17 protein-coding genes and 1 pseudogene are annotated in these 21,780 nt (G+C 65.5%); 5 read left to right on the forward strand and 13 right to left on the reverse strand.

All coding sequences use genetic code 11. The annotated features are described in order from the left end of the window. Positions 1-111: 111 nt before the first annotated feature. The 5 genes from JF781_RS13540 to eccA are packed head-to-tail and all read left to right on the forward strand — an operon-like array spanning position 112 to position 8,393. Positions 112-1,599, forward strand: a complete 1,488-nt coding sequence (locus JF781_RS13540; RefSeq protein WP_225341208.1) for a MinD/ParA family protein — start codon at positions 112-114, stop codon at positions 1,597-1,599. Further along, the gene (gene eccD / locus JF781_RS13545) at positions 1,596-3,194 is read left to right on the forward strand and encodes a type VII secretion integral membrane protein EccD (RefSeq protein ID WP_225341209.1); all 1,599 of its coding nucleotides are present in this window, start codon (positions 1,596-1,598) and stop codon (positions 3,192-3,194) included. The genes JF781_RS13540 and eccD overlap by 4 nt, the downstream gene beginning before the upstream one ends. Further along, positions 3,191-4,927: a type VII secretion-associated serine protease mycosin gene (mycP, locus tag JF781_RS13550; RefSeq protein ID WP_225341210.1), complete on the forward strand. Its 1,737-nt coding sequence runs from the start codon at positions 3,191-3,193 to the stop codon at positions 4,925-4,927. The genes eccD and mycP overlap by 4 nt, the downstream gene beginning before the upstream one ends. Next, positions 4,924-6,549, forward strand: a complete 1,626-nt coding sequence (gene eccE, locus JF781_RS13555) for a type VII secretion protein EccE (protein WP_225341211.1) — start codon at positions 4,924-4,926, stop codon at positions 6,547-6,549. The genes mycP and eccE overlap by 4 nt, the downstream gene beginning before the upstream one ends. Before the next feature lie 14 nt (positions 6,550-6,563). Then, complete coding sequence (eccA, locus tag JF781_RS13560; RefSeq protein WP_225341212.1) at positions 6,564-8,393, forward strand: type VII secretion AAA-ATPase EccA; 1,830 nt, start codon at positions 6,564-6,566, stop codon at positions 8,391-8,393. Between the two features lie 1,042 nt (positions 8,394-9,435). On the opposite strand, the pseudogene JF781_RS13565 reads toward eccA, so the two are convergent. The 13 genes and pseudogenes from JF781_RS13565 to JF781_RS13625 all read right to left on the reverse strand — a co-directional run. Further along, positions 9,436-10,164 (reverse strand): annotated as a pseudogene (locus JF781_RS13565) (HAD-IC family P-type ATPase); the annotation flags it as partial. A gap of 380 nt (positions 10,165-10,544) precedes the next feature. After that, positions 10,545-11,930: an NADH-quinone oxidoreductase subunit N gene (locus tag JF781_RS13570; RefSeq protein ID WP_225341213.1), complete on the reverse strand. Its 1,386-nt coding sequence runs from the start codon at positions 11,928-11,930 to the stop codon at positions 10,545-10,547. A gap of 21 nt (positions 11,931-11,951) precedes the next feature. Beyond that, complete coding sequence (locus JF781_RS13575; RefSeq protein WP_225341214.1) at positions 11,952-13,442, reverse strand: NuoM family protein; 1,491 nt, start codon at positions 13,440-13,442, stop codon at positions 11,952-11,954. A gap of 3 nt (positions 13,443-13,445) precedes the next feature. Next, positions 13,446-15,311 carry a proton-conducting transporter membrane subunit gene (locus tag JF781_RS13580; protein WP_225341215.1) on the reverse strand — a complete coding sequence of 622 codons (1,866 nt, stop codon included), beginning with the start codon at positions 15,309-15,311 and terminating at the stop codon, positions 13,446-13,448. Positions 15,312-15,319: 8 nt separating this feature from the next. Beyond that, positions 15,320-15,622 carry an NADH-quinone oxidoreductase subunit K gene (locus JF781_RS13585; protein ID WP_225341216.1) on the reverse strand — a complete coding sequence of 101 codons (303 nt, stop codon included), beginning with the start codon at positions 15,620-15,622 and terminating at the stop codon, positions 15,320-15,322. Then, positions 15,619-16,182, reverse strand: a complete 564-nt coding sequence (locus JF781_RS13590) for an NADH-quinone oxidoreductase subunit J (RefSeq protein WP_225341217.1) — start codon at positions 16,180-16,182, stop codon at positions 15,619-15,621. Before JF781_RS13590 ends, JF781_RS13585 begins: the two co-directional genes overlap by 4 nt. A 3-nt stretch (positions 16,183-16,185) precedes the next feature. Next, a complete protein-coding gene (locus JF781_RS13595) occupies positions 16,186-17,121 on the reverse strand; it encodes a complex I subunit 1 family protein (protein ID WP_225341218.1) in 936 nt (311 codons plus the stop codon). Continuing rightward, a complete protein-coding gene (locus JF781_RS13600) occupies positions 17,114-18,298 on the reverse strand; it encodes a hypothetical protein (RefSeq protein ID WP_225341219.1) in 1,185 nt (394 codons plus the stop codon). The genes JF781_RS13595 and JF781_RS13600 overlap by 8 nt, the downstream gene beginning before the upstream one ends. Beyond that, positions 18,289-18,633 carry an NADH-quinone oxidoreductase subunit A gene (locus tag JF781_RS13605; RefSeq protein WP_225341220.1) on the reverse strand — a complete coding sequence of 115 codons (345 nt, stop codon included), beginning with the start codon at positions 18,631-18,633 and terminating at the stop codon, positions 18,289-18,291. The genes JF781_RS13600 and JF781_RS13605 overlap by 10 nt, the downstream gene beginning before the upstream one ends. A gap of 213 nt (positions 18,634-18,846) precedes the next feature. Continuing rightward, positions 18,847-19,839 carry an Ig-like domain-containing protein gene (locus JF781_RS13610; RefSeq protein ID WP_225341221.1) on the reverse strand — a complete coding sequence of 331 codons (993 nt, stop codon included), beginning with the start codon at positions 19,837-19,839 and terminating at the stop codon, positions 18,847-18,849. A 135-nt stretch (positions 19,840-19,974) separates the two neighbouring features. Beyond that, the gene (locus JF781_RS13615; RefSeq protein WP_225341222.1) at positions 19,975-20,814 is read right to left on the reverse strand and encodes a F510_1955 family glycosylhydrolase; all 840 of its coding nucleotides are present in this window, start codon (positions 20,812-20,814) and stop codon (positions 19,975-19,977) included. 312 nt (positions 20,815-21,126) lie between these two features. Then, positions 21,127-21,402, reverse strand: coding sequence for a hypothetical protein (locus JF781_RS13620; RefSeq protein ID WP_225341223.1), 276 nt, complete (start codon positions 21,400-21,402; stop codon positions 21,127-21,129). After that, the gene (locus JF781_RS13625) at positions 21,399-21,773 is read right to left on the reverse strand and encodes a DUF2218 domain-containing protein (RefSeq protein WP_225341224.1); all 375 of its coding nucleotides are present in this window, start codon (positions 21,771-21,773) and stop codon (positions 21,399-21,401) included. The genes JF781_RS13620 and JF781_RS13625 overlap by 4 nt, the downstream gene beginning before the upstream one ends. Between the last annotated feature and the right edge of the window lie 7 nt (positions 21,774-21,780).

Consider the following 21,780-nt stretch of genomic DNA (forward strand, 5'->3'; position numbering starts at 1 on the left):
ATCGGGCAAATGGATCACGGAAAGTCACGGTTGACCGTCGCTAAGCGGTATTTGCGGGCCATAGGATTGGTGCAGAGCCCGTCACAGTGAGCAATTGGGGTGGATTAAGAAATGGACAACCAGGATTTCGCAACGCGCTATTTCAGCGATCAAGCCGGTAGCAGCGACAGCGCGGCCGAGGGGAAGAAGGATCCGTTGACCGAACCCTCCCTGCCTCCCGAGCCGGAGGTCAGCGAGCCCCCTCGGCCCGTTGTCGACGACCCGACGATCGTCGGCCCGATGCCGGCCGAGGTCGCTGAGGTGATCGCGCGCCACGCGGCTCAACCAGACGCGGCCCGGCGAGCCGACCAACGGCATAACGATGCACCAGCGAGCCGGCGCCTACCAGCGCCATCTGCCAATGCTGAGGCTGCCCAGTGGCAGTACCAGCAGCCGGGCCAGCACCAGCCCGCCAATGGGCAGCAGCTGCAGGCGAATCAGGGCACCCAGACCGGGCAGCAGTGGCACGCACGACAGCCATACCCCGATGCCCATGGTGTTGCGGTCTCACGGCCCGGATCTGACGGTGAGTCCTCAGCGCCGCTGCAGATTGCGAGTTGGGCGGCGGCCAGTGAGGGATCGCTGACGCCGGCCTGGGCGACCGAGGCAACCCGTCATCTTCGTCACGACGATCTGGTCAAGACACGCCGGATACCACCCGAGGAAGGCTGGCGGCACGCCGTTTACGTCGGCAGCGGGCACACGGTGAATCTCGGTGCGGGGCCGGCCGAGCGACTGCAGCTGGAGCGGCAAGCCCAGATCGCGGGCAACATTCCGGGCAACTACCAGGTTGCAGTGCTCTCGATCAAGGGTGGTGTCGGCAAGACACGTACGACGGCGGGGATGGGCACGGTGTTCGCGATGTACCGCAATGAGCCGGTCATCGCCATCGATGCCAATCCGACATACGGGGCGCTCGGCCGCGTCGTCGATCCCCGTGCCACGTCGACCATCCGCGAGTACTTCGCCGACGGCGAGGAGATCCAGAAGCGCAACTACACCGACACCTATCCGCAGTCGCGCGCACGCACCGGCCAGAACCCTCAGGGCCTGGAAGTTCTTGCCGGCAATCAGAATGTGGCCAACCCATTGGGGTTGACGTCGGACATGTTCAGCACGACGCTGTCTCGTACGCGCCGGTTCTATCAGCTGGCGTTGATCGATTGCGGGGCCAATGTCGAGCACGAGGTGATGCCCGCGGTGTTGCGTGCGGCCAACGCATTGGTGATCGTCGGAACGGCGAACTTTGACGGTGCTGCGGCCGCCGAACAGACCATCGACTGGCTCACTGCACGGGGAAAGCATGATCTGCTTCGCCGGTCGGTGGTGGTGCTCAACGACGTATACGACTGCGCTGAAAAGAAATTCGTCACCGCAGTCACTCACTCGCTAGAACAGCGGGTCGGTGCGGTCAAGTACGTTCCATTCGACGAGCATCTTCGTGACGGCGCGGTCCTAGACTTCGATGCTCTACGTAAGCCAACTCGGTTGGCCTACACCGAAATTGCCGCATGGGTGGCGGAAGGCTTTCCCACGCCCGGTGGGGTGAGCCCCCGATGACGGCGGTGCAGCCACACGTGAGCGGGGTATCGGCAGCCCCGTCTCCGTCGGCCAACCGGGTGCAGGTGGCGTTGATGGTGGCCGACGTTCAGTTCGGGGTCGTGCTCGACGCGGTGGCCCCAGTGTCACGACACATGTCGGCCCTGGTCGATCTGTCCAACCAGCGCCTCGACCAGATCGGACGTTCCAAGCTGCAACCGGCCGGCGCGACCGACGGCAAAGGGAAGGTCGTGCGGGGCCGGTGGGCGCTGTGCTGGGTTGACGGCACCATGCTGCGACCGTCACGTTCACTGGCCGAGCAAGGCGTGGTCGACGGCACCAAACTGTGGCTGCAGTTCGTCGACGACACCGAATCCCGTACCCCGGTTATCGAGAATGTGACCACGGCCGCGGCGACCGAGCTGCGCCGCAACCGGCAGAAGATCACCCCGGGCCTGGCCGCCCGCATCGGTGTGGGGTTGCTGTCGACGTGCGTGTTCGTGGTGCTGGCTGTGCTGGCGCGCTGGCGCTACGGCCACGACGGGTTCCTGCCGGCCGCGGCCGCGGCCATGGTTGCGCTGGCGCTCCTGGTGGCTGCAACCGTGCTGGCGATGCGGGCCGGGGTGACGCGGCGGGCGCTCGTCGAAGACGACTCGTCCGATCGGCACGCGTGGTCGGAATGGCAGACCGAGGTCTCCGTGGCCGACACGTTACGGCTCACTGGCTGTGCTGCTGCAGCTGTCGCGGCTGCTCTGGTCGTCCCGGGCCCGCTCGGGGCTCCGCACGGTGCGCTGGGGGCCACGGTGGCGCTGGCCGCCGCCGGACTGACGTTGCGGTACACGGGCCGTCACATCTCGTTGTGCACGGCGGTGATCGTCCTTGGGCTGGTGGCGTTGGTGACCGGGGCGGTGCGGATGCTGTTGGTGACATCAGCTCCGGTGCTGCTGGCCAGTGTGCTTCTGGTGGCCATGGTCGGGATGAAAATCACCCCGGGCCTGGCCCGTATTGTCGGCAAGATCCGGTTGCCGGTCATGCCGCCTCCAGGGCGGCCGTGGGTGTTTGAGACTCGGCCGTATCTGCCCAGCGAGGTCGTGGTGGTCGTCGGTGGCCGCCCGGTGCTCGAAGGCCCAGAGTCGGTACAGCAGGTGGCGCGCAACACTGACCGGGCCCGGGTCTACATCACGGGCATGTTGATGGCCTTCAGCATTCTTCTGGTGATCGCGTGCCTGGGGTTGTGCGATCCGCATGCTCCGCGGCGGTGGCTGATGGTGGCGTTGGCCGGGGTGGTGGCCGCTGCGGTGCTGCTGCACGGCCGGTCCTACACCGATCGGTGGCAGTCGTCGATCCTGGCAGTGACCGCCGTGACGATCATCGTGGTGGTGGCGCTGCGCTACATCTTGCAGCTGTGGTCGGTTCCCGCACTGCTCGTCGGATGCGGGCTGATCGTGGCGCTTCCGACAGTCGGCCTGATCGCCGCCGTGATCGTCCCGCGCAGCACCTACACGCCGGTGTTCGAGCAGTTCGTGGAATGGATTGAGTACCTCCTGCTGGCGGCGGTGTGGCCACTGGCGTTCTGGGCGATGGAAGTATTCTCTGCGATCAGGTACCGCTCATGAGGCGGCGCAGTCGGCTTGTGGCGTCGATGTTTTCGGCTGTGGCCGCGGTGAGTTTGGTGGCCACCTCCACGCTGTGGGGTGCGCCGACCGCCTGGGCGATCGAACCGCCCAGTGTCGACCCGGGTGCGTTGCCGCCTGACGGTCCGCCCGGGCCGCCAGAACCGATGCGTCAAGGCGCCTACTGCACCCGCGTGGCCACGCTTCCCGACACCGACTACAGGGTGCAGCCGCGTTACATGGACATGCTCAATCTGCCCGAGGCGTGGCGGTGGGGGCGCGGCGCCGGCGTGAAGGTAGCCGTGATCGACACCGGGGTCAGCCCACATCCTCGGCTGCCCAACCTCATCGGCGGGGGCGACTACGTGATGGACGGCGGGGACGGTCTGGCGGACTGCGATGCGCACGGCACGTGGGTGGCATCGCTGATCGCCGCGGCACCGATGGACGGCAAGACTCCGTTGCCGCCGCCGCGCCAGCCCCGCCGGCCGGACACGGTTCCGACCAACGAAGCACCACCGCCACCTCCACCGCCGCAAACGGTGATCGTGCAAGTCCCGTCACCACCTCCGCCGCCGCCGGCGCCTGCTGGCCCGCCGCCTCCGCCGGGAGAACCGGGTGTCGCGCCGTCGGCCTGGCAGCCGACGGGCACGACTGTGCGGGTGCAAGCGGTGAGCAACCGATTCAATATCCCGCAAGACCCCGTCGACGACGCCGAACTGCCGGCCGAACCCGCTCCTGCGGCGCCGGCCCTACCGCCACCGCCGGTCGACGGATTCTCGGGTGTGGCACCGGATGTGGAGCTCATCTCGATCCGGCAGTCCTCAAAAGCGTTCAGCCCCAAGGATGCGTTCAGCGGCGATCAGGATCCGGCCACGCGGAAGAAGGCCGGCGACATCCAGACGATGGCTCGCGCGGTCCGTCACGCGGCGGACATGGGCGCCCAGGTGATCAACATCAGTGCGGTGTCGTGCATGAACGCGTTGAATGTGATCGACCAAGCCGCGTTGGGTGCCGCCCTGCGCTACGCCGCGGTGGAGAAGAACGCGGTAATTGTGGCCGCTGCCGGCAATACAGGCTCGGGTGGCAACACTGACTGCGAACAGAACCCGCAGTACAACCCGATGACACCGGATGATCCGCGCAACTGGGGCCAGGTCAAGACCGTGGTGACGCCGGCGTGGTTCGACCAGTACGTCCTGACGGTCGGGGCGGTGGACTCCGCGGGCAATCCGTTGACCGATCTCAGCGTCGCGGGCCCGTGGGTGGGCATCGCTGCTCCCGGCACCGACGTTGTCAGCCTCTCACCCCGCGACGACGGGCTGATCAACGCCACCGAAGGCCACGACAACGCCATGGTGGCGCCAGCCGGGACGTCGTTCTCCGCGGCGATAGTCTCCGGTGTCGCGGCGCTGGTACGGGCCAAATTCCCGGAGCTCACAGCTCATCAGGTGATCAACCGGCTCATCAGTACTGCTCGGCCACCGGCCCGCGGCGTCGACAACCAGGTCGGTCACGGCATCGTCGATCCGGTCGCCGCACTGACGTGGGACTTGAAGGATCCCGGCGCTCGCGTTGGGCCGGAACGTCTTTCGTCGCCACTGTTCATCCCGCCTCCGCCACCACCGCGGAACATGACACCGGTGTGGGTCGCTCTCGGCGGGATCGGTGGCGTGCTCGCACTGTGCGTGATCACTGTGGGGTTGACCGCGATGCGATCGAGGAGGGTCCGATGAAGCCGATGTTCGCACTCGGTGTGCGGGCGAGTTGGGCGCGGCTGGCCGTGGCGTTCCTCGCCGCTGTAGTGGTTCTGACAGTGGTCTCCTCAACACTGGCCGGTCCGGCCGCGGTGTGGGTGTCGATCGGGGTCGCCGTGGTGGTGGTCGCCGCTGTCCTGCTGACGTGGCGTCACGAGCATGTCTTGACCTTGGTCAGTCGTCTGGTGCGGCGCCGTCCGGCGTCCGGATTGCTGGCGGTGACTGAGGCCGCTGATCACACGACGCAGTGGCCGCCGACGTCGGCGGCGGTGCGTGCCCATGGCGAAGAGCTGATCTCGGTGGTTGCGGTGGACGGGCGTTCCCACACTCCGTCGGTGCTTGACCACAACCGTGTCCAGTCACCGGCCAGTCTGCCGATCGCGGTTGTCGCCGATGCCCTGCGGCAGTTCGATGTGACGCTGTCGGGGATTGACGTGCTCAGCGTCGGTCGGCGCCGGGCACCCAACCAGCATCACCCCTATGCGGCGACCTACTCGAGGAAGGTGGGTGATCACGGTGCGATGGGCAGTCGCCGCACCGTCTGCGTGCTGCGGATGAACAGCCACGACAACGTCGACGCGGTCGCGTGCCGAGAATCTGTGGCCGCCACGTTGACTGCATGTGCGCAGCGGTTGGCCGCCGAGCTGACCGCTCAGCACTGCCCAGCCCGGGTGGTCGATGCCGCCGAGCTCGCCGACATCGACACCGTATTGGGCGCCGGCATTGGCGAACCGTCACGCCCGGGCTGGACGGGCCTGCATCATGATGGCGGCTCCGTCACTGCGTATTGGGTGTCCCCGCAGGACATTTCGAGCGAGACACTGGACCGGGTCTGGGTTCCCGACTGCGACCACACCGCCACCGCACTGCAGCTGCGGCCCGGGCCGGAACAGTCCACCGAGATCGGGCTGTTGGTGCGCTACGCCACCGGAGGTCCGCTACGCGAACCACCCATCCTTGGACTCAACCCTCTCTCAGGGCGACATGACCTCGGTGTGCGCGCCAGCGTGGCCGACGCGCCCACACCACGTCTGAGAGTTCCCCATCGGCTCCTGCGCGCCGGCGAGGATCTGCGGGCACCGGTCGGCTCGACGGGCGTCATCATCGGTTCCACCATGAGCGGGCACCTGCTGCTGGTCAGCCTCGCCAACGCCGTACCCACATCAACGGCCAGCGTCACCGTGGCCAGCGAAGTCGCCCAGATGCTGCAACTGGCGATGAGCCACGCCGCGATCGGCTACCAAGTATTGGTGCGTTCGTCGCGGCCGGACATGTGGCGCGATGCCACCGGGGCAGGTTTGCACATCGTTCCCGGCCTGCCACCGAAACTACCCAACAACGGCGAAGGCGTGATGGTGATCTACGACGATCCGCGCTCCTCGGCAGGATCCAGCGCGGCCCGCGCTGCAGCCGGACCGCGCGCAGCCATCACGGTACGGTTGGTGCCGGCGCGAACCGCCAGCGTCGCTGACGTTCACCTGGAACAGGACTCGGAAAACACGTGCATCCTGCGCACCGCTGAGTTCACCCACCGGCTGAACTCCGACCTGAGCACCGAGCGCAATCTGATCCGGACACAGAAGCGGGGGCGGGTGGCCTGATGACCATGGCGAGCATGCAAAGCGCAGAGACGGCCCGCCAGGCGCTCACCCGAGGACTGTTGGCCTCGGGCGTGAGCGTGAACAACATGATGCCCAGCAACAACCCCGAGGTAGCGGCCAAGTCATTCCGGATCGCCACCGACACCGACCCGTCGATGTGTGACGCCTGGCTCGCGCGCATCCACGCCGGCGACGACTCGGCCAAGACACTGGCGGGCGCCTGCGATGCACGGGCAACGTTCGGCTGGGAATTTCAGCGTCTCGGTATCTTGCAGTCCTCTTTCTGCCCAATGGTTTTCGATGGACTGTTCGTGAGCCTGGAGATCACCTCCCGCGACTCCTTGCTGACCGCCTATGCGACGGCGCTGGCCCGCGAAGGCCGCTACGCCGACGCTGACGAGGTGCTCTGCGGGCTCACGCCGACCGACCCGTTCGACGCCGACCTGCACACCTACGCACAAGGAGTGCTGCACTTCCAGGCCAAACGCTGGCCCGACGTGCTCCGGTTCTTCACCGTCGACAAGATCTGGCGCAAACCGGTCTACGGCGCCGCGGCCGCCGCGATGGCCAGCACAGCGCTGGCCTCACTGGGCGTGTTCGAGGACGCCTACCGCCGAGCCCAAACCGCCATCGACAACGAACTGGTACCGCACGCGGCCACGATCGCGCTCTACACCCAAGCCATGTGCCTGCGCCATCTGGGCAAACACGACGACGCTGCTCAACTCCTGCGGCGCGTGTACGCACGCGACCCGAAGTTCGCACCGGCACGCCAGGCGCAAGACGACAAGGACCGCCGGCTCACGATCACCAACCCTGAAACCATCGAAGCCCGTACCGACCCCTGGGATCCGAACACCGAACCCACCCCAGAGACCGAGCAGGCCGACCAGCAAGCCGAACTGCTTGCCGAGGCCGAGGCCGAACTGGACAGGCAGATCGGCCTTGTCGAGGTCAAACGGCAGGTGCACAAGCTGCGGGCAACTGTGAAAGTCAACAAGGTTCGGGACGAACGTGGCCTGCCACTGATCATCCGCAGCCACCACATGGCATTCACCGGGCCACCAGGGACCGGCAAGACCACCATCGCCCGCGTGGTGGCCAACATCTACTGCGGCCTGGGGATCCTGCCCACACCGAAAGTCGTTGAAGCCAAACGCGCCGACTTCGTCGCCGGCTACCTCGGGCAGACCGCCGAGAAAACCGACAAGAAGATCGACGAGGCGCTCGGCGGGGTGTTGTTCATCGACGAGGCCTACGCCCTGATCCAGGAAGGCCTGTCGGGAGGGGACGCCTTCGGCAAGGAGGCCGTCGACACACTCCTTGCCCGCATGGAAAACGATCGGCACCGGCTCATGGTGATCATCGCCGGCTACGACGACGAGATCGACCGATTGCTGGCGTCCAACGAAGGCCTGGGCAGCCGAGTAACACGGAGACTCCGGTTCGGGTCGTACAACCCGACCGAGCTGGGTGAGATCGCGGCCTCCATAGCCGCCCAGAAAGAGTCGACCATCGACCCGGCGGCCAGCGAACTTCTGGAACAGGTGTGCGCCAAGCTGGCCGAGCACCAGGTGGAGACGATCGACTCCGACGGCCAACCCGGCAAACCGCGGCGTGTTCTAGACGTCGCCGGCAACGGCCGCTTCATCCGCAACGTGATCGAGGAGAGCTTCGACGAGCAGATGCTGCGTATCGCCGAAGAACTCGACACCGGCGAGGTCGACGACACGACCATGACCACGATCACCGAACGCGATATCGGCCCAGCTTTGAGAACGGTTCTGGCCACCGCTGTCCCGGGCGCCGTCGATCTCGACTCGCTCATTCCGACCACCGCCTGACCGGTTCCGAGCCGCCGTATCCCTTCGGTTGTTACAGTGCGGACCTGTGCCACGTCCCGAGCCGCGTTACCGCTACAGGTCCGAACGGCAGCGACATATCGGGGTCCTGGCCTACGCCGCCATCGTCGAGCATTTGCGGTGGGCCGGCATAGATGTGCCTCCGGTAGGCGAAGACCCCGGCGCCGAATAGCCCCGGGTGTGCCGGGCGGTGTTCTACCGAGCAAGTCCGGGCGTGCATGATTCTGCGCATGATTCCGGACGCGAGTGATGGCGAGTTCTGGGCCGCCGGTGGCGGTAGCAGGGTCGGTGGTGTGCTGACGACGATGGAGGGCAGCCGAGCCGAGGTGGTGCTTGACGGGCCTCTCGTCGATGCGGCGCCGGAACCGGTCTCGTCGGCCGACTCAGCCCGCGATGTCGCTGCTTTTCAACCGATCACGATTCACGGCCGGCTGAATAACGGTGTCGACGTCACGTTGGTCAATGCCCAGAACTACCGGCCGGATGGTAGACAGCCGCGTTACCAGGCACTCCAAGCGGTGTTCGGTGCTCAGGTAGGTATCTGGCCCGGGCCAGCTCTATACCGCGGTGCGCTACCAGCTCGGTCATCTGCTGCTCGGCCACCTGCCGGTAGGCGTGTGGCCGAGGACGGTGAGATGTGCTGGTGTTATCTGTAGTTCGAATTGGGGTGTCCTCGACTGTCGCTGACGGTCGGTGAGGGATCGGTTCTGATCGTGAGCGACAGCGTTATCTGTAGGCATGTACTTGATGGTCTGTTGCCGGCGTTTCCGAACTTCTCCGTCGTCGGCCCGGCGCGGGTGAGCGCCCACACTGGTTGACCGCCTCTGGGCTGCGGGGATGTGCATCTATGCCGTGTGGTGGGTTAGGGCGGGAACCGGATCGGCGGGTTGGCCGTCTAATGGGTTGTGGATGCTGAGGAGCGCCAAGCGCTCGTGGACGAGGGTGTTGATCCGGATGAACCGCGGGTGGTGATGGCGATTGATTTGGTGCGGTGGGAGTTGTCTCCACTGCTCGGCCACGATGGCTAGTGGGTGAGCTCGGTGATCGCCGCGCTGCCTGCTGGTTGGAGTTGGGTGGTGGCAAGGGTTTTGGTGCGGCCGGCGCGGACTCCGTTGGCGATGACGACGATTTCAGCGAGTTCGTGCACAGCGACGACCGCAGCCAACCCGAGCACGCCGGTGAGGGCGAGCGGGATGAGGACGGTGATCAGTCCGAGGGACAGGCCGACGTTTTGCAGCATGATTGTTCGGGCTCGGCGCGCGTGGTCGAGCGCTTGGGTGAGGTGGCGTAGGTCTTCGCCCATGAGTGCGACGTGGGCGGTTTCGATGGCCACGTCGGTGCCCATCGCGCCCATCGCGATGCCGAGGTCGGCGGTGGCCAGCGCGGGGGCGTCGTTGACCCCGTCACCGACCATCGCCGTCGACTGCTGTTGGCGCAGTTGACTAATCAATGCGGCTTTGTCTTCGGGCCACTGGTCGGCGTGCACCGTGTCGATGCCCACCTGTTTGGCCAGTGCGTGGGCGGTGGCGGTGTTGTCGCCGGTGAACATCGCTACTTGATAGCCACTGAGGCGCAGCTTTTGGATGACCTGGCGGGCTTCGGGCCGTAGTTCGTCGCGCACCGCGATCGCGCCGATGAGCTGATCGTTGTCTTCGACGAGGACCGCGGTCGCGCCGGCGGCCTGCATCGTGGTGACCTGATCGGCCAGCGGGCCGGGGTCGAGCCAGCCGGGCCGCCCCAACCGCAGCCGGCGGCTACCGGCTGCGGATTTCACCGATCCAGCGATCCCATTGGTCCCAGGCTCGGACTTCGACGACGTTCTCGACCACCCCGGCGCGTCCCGGCCTCCGCGCTAGACTGCCGATCGCTGTCAGAAACCGTTCGAGCTCCTCTGTGTCCGATCCGGAGCCAATTAAGCGCACACGGGGCCTGTGAACTGGGCGCTCTCAACTGGTTGCGGATTGGTTTGAGGTGTTGTCCGGGAAGACGTGAGAGTGCCGGAGAATTTCCGGAAATCCATGCCTGCGCCGGAACGTGAGGCTACCGCGCGCAGCTTCTACCCGGGTTGCCGACACCTGCGCCTGACCGCGTCAGACCTGTTGTCCTCCATAGGAAATGTTTGTCGTACATGTTCTAGTCCCAGAAGGCGCCCGCTCCGATGCCCAGGGCCAGGCTGGCCGTAGCGGCAATGACGGCGACGCCGGTCGACCAGTGTTTGACGCTAGCTACATTGTTGATCGTTTCTCCGGTGTGCGCCGTCGCGAATGTGGGAGCGATCCACCGCAGGTAGTAGAAAAGGCTGATGAGCGTGTTGATGAACACCGCGATGGCTAGCCATGCTGCGCCACCGTCCCATGCTGCGCTGGCGGTGGTCAGCTTGCCGACGAACACCGCTGTAGGGGGAGTCCCGAGGAGCCCGAGTATGGCGAGGGCCAGTGCGCCTGCTAGCCAGGGGTGTGTATGCGCTGCCGCCCGGTAGTCTTTGAGTTCGCGCCGGGCAGGCAGTGCGGATGTCACGGCGAATGCTGCGATGTTGGTGACGGTGTATGCCGCGAGGTAGTAAAGCAGCGAGGGCAGCGCGAGGTCGCTGCGGCCTATCACGGTGACGGGTACAAGTAGGTAGCCGACTTGGCTGACAGTGGACCAGCCCAGTAGCCGCCGTGGGTCGTTCTGCCAGAACGCTGCGAGGTTGCCCAACGTCATACTGGCGACGGCGAAGATCGCGACGAGCAGGGGCCAGGCGACATTATCGGGCAGTACCGTCACCAGCCGGTAGAGCGCGACGAGTGCGCCGATCTTGGGAATCGTGGTGAGAAACATCGCGATTGACCCGTTGGCGGCTTGGGCGGCGTCGGGAACCCAGAAATGCGCCGGCACTCCGCCAGCTTTGAACAGTAGACCTGCCAACACCCCTACTAGTCCGGCCGCAATAAGGGCCGCTGGCCTATCTGAGAGCTGGGCCGCGAGTTCGTCATAGCGGGTAGCTCCGGTGATGCCGTAGAGGATGCTGATGCCGAGCAGCAGCAGAATTCCGCACAATGCACCCAGCAAGTAGGCCTTCATTGTTGCTTCGGCGCCCTGGGGCGAGCGTACCATTCCGATCAGTGCATACAGCGGGACGCTGGCGAGCAGGTATCCGGTTGTCAGTACCAGCAGGTCGTCAGCGCCGGCAAGTATCAGGACCCCGGTGGCCGAAGACAAAAGCAGTGCGTAGGTTTCGCTTTCGCGAGCGCTGCCGCCGATCTCCTCGCCGGCCACGACCACCACTAAGAGTGTGCCGATTGTGACGATGACCCTGGCGACCCCAGTCGGGGTGTCCACGGTGAACGTGCCGTCGAACGCGGTTGAGTCTGGGCCGCCCAGCTGCACGAAGCTGATGATGGCCGCCCCGGTCAGCGTTGCGGCGGCGATGATGCGGGTCCACCACAGTCGCCGTCGGTGCACGAATGATCCGCCGATCAACACGGCCAGTGCAGCACTGAACACGAGAATTTCTGGCAGCATGAGCAGTGGCTGCATCTGGGCGTCAGGGTGCACCGGTCACCGTCCGAGTAGCTCGATGAGCGCACCGGCGGCCGGCTCGATGAGCGCCAGCAACGGTCGTGGTATCACTCCGATGGCCACAGTGAGCGCCAGAAGGGTTGCTACCGAGAGTGTTTCGCTTGGCCGCAGGTCGGTGAATCCTTCAGAATGGCCGTTGATGGGGCCGGTGAACACCCGTTGGAAGGCACGCAGGAATAACGCTGCGGTGATCAGTATTCCGGGCAGGGCGATGGCAGTGATGGGCGCTGCGGCGATACTGCCGGTGAAGATTTGGAATTCGGCGATGAAACCGGAGAACCCGGGCAGGCCGAGCGAGGCGAAAGCGCCGATCGCGAAGAGCGCGGCCAGTTTGGGTGCAGGCCCAGCCAGCCCGCCGTAGTCGTCGAGGTTGTAACTGCCGGCCCTGTTGTAGAGCACACCGGCAAGCAGAAACAGTGCGGCGGTGATCAACCCGTGGCTGACCATCTGGGTCACCGCGCCGGTGATGGCCACCGATCGGGCTTGGTCGGTGTTGCCGGCGATGAGGCCCGCGGCGCCGAGGGCCATCACGATGTAACCCATGTGATTGACTGAGGTGTAGGCGATCATGCGTTTGATGTTGTTCTGCGCCAACGCCACTAGCGCGCCGTAGAGTACGGACACCACACCGACTGCCACGATCACCCACGCCCAGCTCTGCCACGCGTGCGGCAGCATCGGCATCGCGATCCGCACGAACCCGTAGGTGCCCATCTTGAGCAGAACCCCGGCCAGCACCGCGGACCCAACTGCCGGGGCATCGGTGTGGGCGGGCGGTAACCAGGTGTGGAACGGGAAGGTCGGGGTTTTGACCGCCAATCCCAACACGATGGCGCCTAGCACGAGTCCGCCGGCCAGTGGGTTGTCGGCCAGTGGCATGGCGGCGGTCAATTCCGTCATGTCGAAGGTGTGCGGGTCGGCGGCGATGTAGAGGCCGATGAACCCGACGAGCAGTGCGAGAGAGCCTAGGAAGGTGTAGAGGAAGAATTTCAACGCCGACCGGGCGGCGTTGCCGTGCCCCCAACCGGCAATCACGAAATACATTGCCACAATGGAGAGATCGAAGAAAACGTAGAACAGGATCAGGTCGGCTGAGACGAACAGACCCAAGCTCACGCACTGTAAGAACAGAAACAACGCTGCCTGAGCACGAGTCCGGTCGGTATTGCGCAGCGCGTATAGGGCGCACGCGAGAAAGATGATGGCAGTCATAATCACCAACGGCAGCGACAATCCGTCGACGCCGAGGTGATAATTGCTGTTGACACCGGGAATCCAGGGTGCTCGCTCCTCGAAGACCAACGCATTCGGTGGCGGTGACTCGTAACCTACCCACACCGCGAGCGTCAAGCCGACCTCCACCGCCGCGACGGAAACCCACAGCCACCGAGCGGCGGTATCCCCGATCTGTGGGACGGCAACAAGGACCGCAGCGACGGCCAGCGGTAGAAAGACGATCAGACTGAGCACTGCTCACCTCACCGCCAGCAGGAGTAGGACACCGAGCGCCAGGACGGCCACGATCATGGCGTAATACTGATGTAGTTGCCCGGTTTGGGGTTTTCGGGCCAGCTCACCGAGATCGCGCACCCGTGCTGCCACTGTCTCGACGGCGGCGTCGACGCGGTGAATATCGACCCGGCCGGCGTGACCAGCCACCTTCATCGTGCCGGTCGCGGCGGCGTCGATGCCGCGGTCAAGGACATGGTCATCAAAGCGTGCCAGCGTGGCGGCGAGCGCCTGTGTGGGGCGCACCAGCACCGCGTTCGCCGTCCGCTCCAGGCCCAACCAGTTCAGCGCCCAACGTGGTTCTGTTGTGCCCCAACGCATCACCGTCAGCACGATGACTACCGCGAGGGCTGCCGAAACTGTCAATTCCACGATGGTGGCCTGCGCAGGCTGGGCACCATCGAGACTGCGGCCCAGCCATGTGCTGATCGGGGGCAGTGCCAGCGCACCCGCACCTGCTGCACCTAGAGCCAGAACTACCAGCGGCACCTTTTCCAAGGCGCTGAGGCGCAAGGGGTTTCGTGGCTGCTGCTCAACCGCTGCCGCGTCGTCTGGTGCGATGCCGGTCCACCACACCACCATAATGATCTTGGCGGCATACGCTGCCGATAAGACAGCCGCCATCAGGCCCAGCCCATAGAGCCACGGTGAGCGCTCGTGCGCGGCAGCAAGCACCGCATCCTTGGTGGCCCACAACGACAGCGGCGCAACACCGGCCAGCGCGAGCGCCGAGACGGTGGCCGTTGCGCCCACCAGCGGCCATCGCCGCGCCGCACCGCGCAGCATGTCGAGCCGCTGGCTACCCAGCAACGACAACCAGACACCGGCGGCCAGGAACAGCCCTGCTTTCGTCCAGGCGTGCGCAATCAGTTGGGCCGCGCCGCCGCTGACCGTGGCCAGGCCGGCGGCCATCACCACGAATCCCAGTTGGGCCGACGTTGATGCGGCCAGCAGCTGCTTGAGGTCGCGTTGGGCTACGGCGACGACGCCGAGCAGCACCGCGGTCACCGCGCCCACCCATACCGCTGCGGTGGCGGCCCACCCGGTGGCGGCCAGCAGCGGTGCGCTGCGCAACAGCAGATAGGTGCCCATCGCCACCATCGCCGCCGAGTGCAGCAACGCACTGACCGGGCTGGGGCCCTGCATCGCCTTGGACAGCCAGAATGAGAACGGCAGCTGGGCAGCCTTGCCGAGTGCAGCGACCAGCACACCCAGCGCAATCAGGTGGCGCCAACCGCCGTCAGCGGCGGGGAAGTCGGCCAACGCCAGACCGGCGCCCCCGGCCAGCGCGGCCCCGGCGGCCAGGTACAAGCCAAGGTCAGCCGCCCGGGTGGTGATGAACGCGGTCAGCCCCGAAGAAACCCGCGTCTCCTCGCGCCAGTGAAATCCGATGAGGGCGTAGGACGCCGCGCCCATCACCTCCCAAGCCAGCAGCAGCGCCGGCATCGACGACGCTGTCGCCGTCAGCACAGCGGCTGAGGCGAACAACAGCATCAACCCGTGAAACCGGCCACCGGCCAAGGCCCTATCGGCGCTGGCGAAAACGAGCACCAACAATGTCACCGCCGCCACCGCGGGAACGACCACCGCGGCCAGTGCGTCGACCTGGACGCTGAACTCGGCACCGGCCATGAATGGCAGACCGGCTGCAGGTTTGGCGGCGGCAACCCATATCGCCAGCACCAGCACGCCCGCCGACACGGCGATGGCGATCGCCGCTGCGCCGCGGCCGAGGTCGCGGCCGCACAGTGTCGCCAGGAGCAACCCGGCGCCGCTCATCGCCGGCAGTGCGATGAGCGTCCAGAGCGCAAGTTCGGTCGCTGATGTCATCGCCGTCATCACCCGGACAGCTCGGTGGCCATGTCGGTCATGTCGGCTCGCCGGTCGCGGTGCAGCAATGTGGCCACGGCGAAACCCATGGCCATTTCGATTGTCATCGCCGCGATGACGACCAGCAGGAGCACCTGCCCGCTCGGGTGGGGCGCCAGGAACCACCAGAACGCCGCGGCGGCGAGGATGACCGCGTTGATCATCAGTTCCAGGCCCATCATGACCATCACGACGACCTGCTGGGACAGCGCCCCGTACAGGCCTACGGCAAAGATCGCCGCCGCAACGATCAGCACTGTCTGCAACGTCATCGGCCGACCCCGCCGGGTTGCGGGTCGCGGGCGGGTCGTTGATCGAGGTTGTCGCCGAACCGGTCATAGCGGGTGCGGTTCGCGGCCAGCACCACCCCGGCGACGATGGTGGCTACCATGACCGGGCTGATCACGATCATCACCAGCATCTGGGGGCCCATCAATGCCTCACCGAGCGCGGCGGTGAGATCCGGCGCAGGGGCGCCGCGGCGGGCCGGCCAGTCGACGAGCAAGATCCCGACCGACAGGACAGTGAACGTTGCGGCGGCGAGAGCGAGGGCCGGCCGCTTGCCGTGCACCATGCTCATCGGCATCAGCGCGGGATTCATTCCCATGAACATGACCATGTAGACGGCCATCACTGCCATTTCCATGACCATCATCAAGATGATGGTCACGCCGATGTAGTTCTGTTGCATCAACAACACCGCGATGCCCACCGCAATGAATGAGGCGGCCAAGGCGTAGGTGGCCCGCGCCATCGAGTCCACCCAGAACACCGCGGCGCCGGCGAGCACTGCGACGAGGGCGCTAACCCAGAACACGACATGGGTGATCATTGATCAATACCTCCAGACGGCGACGACGGCCAGGATCAGGTCTTGCGCGAGGACGGCGGGCAGCAGCACCATCCATCCGATCTCCATGAACTTGTCCGGCCGAAAAACGGGCAGCCGCTGCTTGAGCCAGACCAAAACGCTCAGCAACGCAGCGGTTTTCACGAGGGTCCACAGCCAGTCGGGAAGGACCGGGCCGGCGCCACCACCGAGGAACATCGGCACCGCGAACCCCGCGCCGGCGGCCAAAAGCGCGTACCGGCCCGCCTCGAACAGCAGCCGGTCGACACTGGACAACTCGGCGGCCACACCACCGGCGATGTCGACGACCAGCGCGGGGCGGAACGGACCCCACACCGAAAACCCTGCGACCCCAATGCAGTACACCGCAAAGGCGACGGGCATCCATACCGCGAACCACAGGCCTTGTTGTGCGGCAGAGATTGAACCGATATGCAGGCTTTGGGCGGCGATGACGGGGGCGACCAGAGCGAACATCAACGGCAGCTCGTATGCCAAGCCGTGGGCCAGGAAGCGATAGCCGCCGATCAGGGGATGTACCGAGTTCGGTCCCCACCCGGCTAGCCACACCAACGCCCACACCATGACATCCATCGCGTTGAACCACATGACACCGACGTCCAGATCGAGCAATGTCCACCGGCCCAGCGGAATCACGGTGATCATGAGCAGGGCGACGATGAACAGGCCGGCGCTGCCGATGCGCCACAGCAGCGTGTCGGCGGCCACTGTGACCCGGCGTCGTTGCCGCAACAGGCGCGCCGCCTCATACAACGGGGCTGCCACAGAAAATCTTCGAGCAGCAGCGGTGCGGGCGCTGAGCGCGGAGTCGAGGCTGGCGGCGTAACACGCCAGGACGGTCAGCAGTGCCGCAGCAGCCGCCGACCACGCTGCGGGCACCAGCACGGTGGTGTCATCCATGATGTGCGGCCTGCGTCATGCGAGTGATGTCTATCCCGAGGCTGGCGATGACGAGCCGGGCAGCTGCGACGTCCAGGCCGGCAACGATCCCGGGCACCGCGCCGGTCACCTCGGCGCTAAACGCTGGTGGTTGAATACCGTTGCGGGCATTGTCAATTGTGCACAACAGGCGATCGTAGGTGTCACCTGCCCAGCCACCGGGCCAGGCCTGACTGTGCAGCTCGTCAACAGACAGCGCGCCGAGATCGCGCAGCGACCACCGCAACACCCGTGACCTGCGCACCTTGCCGTGCAATGCGTCGAGCAGTGGCCTGACCCGGTCACCGTCGGTGCCTGCGGTGAGCAGCGCATCGCGCGCCCGGCGGGCCAGCTGCGCGGCGTGCGGCCAGCCCGCCAGAGCCAACACGTCGACAATGTGGTCGCACTGTTGGGCCAGCGACAAGGCCGGGCCGGTCGATGGCCGAAGGTGCTCAGCGTCCACACGTGACGCCTCGGCGTCGGCGATGACGTCACCATGCAACGTGCAGTCCAGTACCAGACCGGCTGGCCAGTGCGGCAAGATCGGACCCAATCGCACTCGGAGAACATCCATTTCGAGGCCATCGCGGTCGTCGGCGCCCTGTGCCAGCGCGATACCCGCCGGCGCCATGTCCATCCCGTCATGATGAATGTGCTGATGGCTCATCTCGGGATGGTGAGCGTGTTCGTGGCTCATCTCATGGTGGTGAGCGTGCTCGTGATTCATCTCGTGATGGTGCATCTGCTCGTGGTGCATCCCACTGTGATCCATAGCGTGACGATCGGCGTCCGAGGCATTGTCGGCGACCGGTGATTGCCGGCGTTCACGGGCGTCGTCGCGCTGATGCTGGGTGTCGATCAGTGTCGTGACGGCATCGTCGAGCGCCGCGGCGATGACATCGATGTTGGGGATCTCGGTACGCACGCGCGGGCCCGGTAGCTGCTCCCAGATGTGGTCGATGACCACGTTGAGCGTTGGTCCGGGGTGGCCGCAGACGACCAGCACGTCTGCGGCGGCGGGGGAGGCCGCGACCTGCCATCCGCGCGCCGCCAGCTCCCGCTCCACCGACGCTCGGAGCTGCCATTGCCCCGGGACCTCCACCAGCAGGACATGTGGGCGACGGGCTGCCCAACGGGCCAGCAGCGTTGTCACACCCATCGCAGTGCGCCCTCTCGCCATGCCCACACCACCGCTACGAGCAGCACGCCGAGAAAGACGAACATTTCGACAACTGCCGATGTGCCTAGGCGTGCAACGACCACCGCCCACGGGTACATGAACAGCATTTCGACGTCGAATGCGAGGAATATCAGCGTGGCCAGGTACCACCGCACGTGATAGCGCGATAGGGCGTGCTCGGCAGGCGGCCACCCGGATTGAAACGGCAATGACACCAACGTGGGAGTCGCGCCTGACACGATGCGGCTGGCGCCGTAAGCGGCGGCAATACCCCCCAGGGATAGCCCCAGCATCCACGCCACTGCCGCGAACACGAATTCACCCCCGTCTCGATATTCAGTGTCGCTCTACGATTGGCGCGGACGCGCGGTGAATCGCCGATCTTTCGAGCGCAATGACGGTTAGCCGCGCATCTGCCTTCCTAAACTCTGTCGACCCGGGTGGGCCCTGGGGTCGTACGTATCGTCGGTGTGGGAGCCGAGGTGGGCCAGGGCCGGTAGCTTGGCCCGCAGACCTTCTGATGTGGGTTAGATCTGCCAGTCTTGGGCGCCGTCGTTCTGGTTGTAGGTGCCGATGGAGTTCTTGACCACGACGGGGTCGCCGCTGCCGAAGTTGTCGAAGAACCACTGGGCGTTGGCGGGGCTGAGGTTGAGGCACCCGTGGCTGACATTGCGTTTGCCTTGATCGGCCACTGACCACGGTGCGCTGTGGACGAAGATGCCGCTGTTGTCGATGCGGACGGCGTCTTGTACCTTGAGTTTGTAGCCCTCTTTGGAGTTCACCGGGACGCCGTAGGTGGAGGAGTCCATGATGATGTCGGCGAACTTCTCCAGGACGTAGTACGTGCCGTTGGGTGTCTCGTAGCCCTTCTTACCCAGTGAGACGGGGAAGGTCTTTTCCAGCTTGCCATTGCGCATGATTTCCATTTGATGAGTCTTGTCATCGATGGTGGCCACTAACGCGTCACCGGTGCGGAAGCTCGATCTGGTGCCGGCGGCGTCGACGGTCACGGTGGTGTGCGCGGGCCAGAAGTCGATCGGCCGCCAACGTACCTGGCTGTCGGTCATCCAGTAGAACTTGCCGGGCACGGGCGGGTCGGAGGAGATGCGGATGGCCTGTTCGGCCAGCGGCCGGTCGGCGATGGGCCGTTGAAAGTTGATGACGATCGGCTTGGCGACGCCGACGGTTGAACCGTTGACGGGGTTGAAACTTGGCGGTAGGAACGGCGGCTCTCCGACGAAAGGCGCGGGGTTCTGGCCGGCAGGGATCTCGCCGGGCGCTGGCTGGCCGCCATTGGCAAGTGGGGCGACCGGTGGCGCGGGCTGCTGCGGGGGCGCGAACCCGAAGGGGTCGGGAGAGGGGGGCGCTGGATCTGCTGGTGCGCTCGGTGCGCCAGGACCTGGGCCGGGGATGTCTTGGGGGTCGGCCAGCGCGGACGGGCCGGAAAAGGCTACCGTCGCCGCGAGGGTGGCCAACGTCGCAGCGGTTGCCGCCATCCGGCGGACGTTGTGCTGCCTCATGTCTTCACCTCCAGATGGAATCGGCTGCCGGCATCGGCACGCACGTCTGCACATTCTACTATCTACGTACGTTTGCAGTAGCTACAGGTTGTGGCGTCTGAGTCACCATGCTGCTCACGCTGCTGAGGGATCGCGTCATTGTGGAGCCGGTGTGTAGAACGTGTGAAATGTCGTTGCGTTGTCGGTGGAACGCAGGATGCCCTCGGTGGTAGCCAGGAACACCACGCCGTCTCCTGCTGCCAGTAGTGCCTGTGGGCGGGTGTTGAGTTCCTGGCGCTGCTGCCACGTCGCGCCGGAATCCGCGCTGACGTATGTTGTTCCGGTTGGATCCACTCCAACCAACGGGCCGTCGTCAGGCCAGCTCAGCAACGCCAGGACGGGACCAGAAGCGGCCGCGCTGAACGTTCGTGCTTGGTCAGTGCTGCGCGCCAGCCCGTCAGGGGTGGATGCGAGGACGATGTTCTGATCCGTCGGTGACACCGCGATATCGGCCGCGTTGATGGCGGCGCGCGGCGCCCAGGTGCGGCGGTCGGTGCTGACCAGCACGGTCTGGGTGCGACCATCCAGACCGAAGACGGTGTCGCCCCGCACTTTCAGGGCATGAAAGTCGGCTTCGCCGCGCAGCGACAATGGCGCCCATGTGCGTCCTCCGTCGGCGCTTTCGATTAAGCCGACATTGGCCGGCGCGCTGCGATCACCTTCGCCGGGGTGGCCGCTGCCGAGAAAGTGATCGGGTCCGGCGACGGTGAAGCCCATGAAGTCGGCGACGGTGTCGCCCACGCGTTCAGCGCCGGTGCCATCAGCGGTGAAGCGGTACACACCGTAATGCGTTCCAGCATAGAGGGTGTTGTCGGCGGGGTTGAGGCCGAGGCCGTGAATGTGCGCCAATCCGGTTGATTCACTGCCGTTTTGCTTCGCACATGCAGCGACCAACAGTGTCGCGAGTGCCAGTACCGCGGCGATGGTTGCGCGCATCGGTGTCCTAGAACGTTCATTTCGAGCTGACAGGTTCACGGTCGGCCTTGGGGCTTCGTGTGGGTGATGTTCCTGATGGGCGCTATAGGTCTACCGCGCCACGGCCGCTGGAGATTTCTTCCCCAGTTTCAGTGGTTTGTTTATGACTTGGCTAGTCGTTCGATGAAGTTTCGTTAAAGGTTGCCGTGGCGGGCGTAAGTGGTGGATTGCTCGGGTGATATTTGCGCCCAACGCCGATGTTTGTTGCATTCCCTCACCATCTGCCGGCTTTGTCCGCGGACCACAGGGCCGAGAATGTGTTCCTCGTGGCCATCACGCATCCCGGGACGGCTTTCGCTCTGGCCTGACGGGGTGCGCGCTCGTGTTACCTCTGCGGTGGCCGGGGCGCCCTGCCCGGCGCCGCTGGCGTACGACGAGGACCACGATCACCTTCGCGGCTGCTGCAGCGATAAGGACGCCCAGCGACCACGTCCAGTGCGTCAGCAGGAACATCCCCAAACCAATATGGATCGCTGCCAGCAGGCTCGCGACTGTGGCCACGATCGCCAATCCAACGAAGCGATGCCGCCGTTGTTTCGCGGTACTCACGGCTGGACACCTTCGGATCCGTCGGGCGTGTGCCACGCGATGTTCAATGTGCCGCAACCAAAGCGTGCGAAGTTGGCTGCGACGACTCGTTCGATGATGCGCAGTCCACGCTCATCGCGCGCCGAAACCGCAATGAGCAGTCCCGAAGAGGTGACGGTGAAGTGGCACTGGCCCCAGGGTGGAAGTTTTGCCAATCCCTGTGTATCGGTGCAGGTTGCCTCGACGCGATCGTGCTGCAGGGTGTCTGTGTCGGTGTGGTTGCAGAGACCAGGTGCCGTGCGGTGCCGGTTGATGGCTTGGCAGTGGCGACAGAACTGGATCAGATAACGGCTGGCCGCATTGGTGGCCAGATAAGCCCGGCTGGTCGGCATTGGTGGT

The organism is Mycobacterium sp. WUMAC-067 (assembly GCF_020217485.1).
GTDB lineage: Bacteria > Actinomycetota > Actinomycetes > Mycobacteriales > Mycobacteriaceae > Mycobacterium.

Bases quoted from the DNA above. Each gene is read 5' to 3' on its own strand.
- JF781_RS13540 (WP_225341208.1), top strand. From the start codon at position 112: ATGGACAACCAGGATTTCGCAACGCGCTATTTCAGCGATCAAGCCGGT.
- eccD (WP_225341209.1), top strand. From the start codon at position 1,596: ATGACGGCGGTGCAGCCACACGTGAGCGGGGTATCGGCAGCCCCGTCT.
- mycP (WP_225341210.1), top strand. From the start codon at position 3,191: ATGAGGCGGCGCAGTCGGCTTGTGGCGTCGATGTTTTCGGCTGTGGCC.
- eccE (WP_225341211.1), top strand. From the start codon at position 4,924: ATGAAGCCGATGTTCGCACTCGGTGTGCGGGCGAGTTGGGCGCGGCTG.
- eccA (WP_225341212.1), top strand. From the start codon at position 6,564: ATGCAAAGCGCAGAGACGGCCCGCCAGGCGCTCACCCGAGGACTGTTG.
- JF781_RS13570 (WP_225341213.1), bottom strand. From the start codon at position 11,930: ATGCAGCCACTGCTCATGCTGCCAGAAATTCTCGTGTTCAGTGCTGCA.
- JF781_RS13580 (WP_225341215.1), bottom strand. From the start codon at position 15,311: ATGACATCAGCGACCGAACTTGCGCTCTGGACGCTCATCGCACTGCCG.
- JF781_RS13585 (WP_225341216.1), bottom strand. From the start codon at position 15,622: ATGACGTTGCAGACAGTGCTGATCGTTGCGGCGGCGATCTTTGCCGTA.
- JF781_RS13590 (WP_225341217.1), bottom strand. From the start codon at position 16,182: ATGATCACCCATGTCGTGTTCTGGGTTAGCGCCCTCGTCGCAGTGCTC.
- JF781_RS13595 (WP_225341218.1), bottom strand. From the start codon at position 17,121: ATGGATGACACCACCGTGCTGGTGCCCGCAGCGTGGTCGGCGGCTGCT.
- JF781_RS13600 (WP_225341219.1), bottom strand. From the start codon at position 18,298: ATGGGTGTGACAACGCTGCTGGCCCGTTGGGCAGCCCGTCGCCCACAT.
- JF781_RS13610 (WP_225341221.1), bottom strand. From the start codon at position 19,839: ATGAGGCAGCACAACGTCCGCCGGATGGCGGCAACCGCTGCGACGTTG.
- JF781_RS13615 (WP_225341222.1), bottom strand. From the start codon at position 20,814: ATGCGCGCAACCATCGCCGCGGTACTGGCACTCGCGACACTGTTGGTC.
- JF781_RS13625 (WP_225341224.1), bottom strand. From the start codon at position 21,773: ATGCCGACCAGCCGGGCTTATCTGGCCACCAATGCGGCCAGCCGTTAT.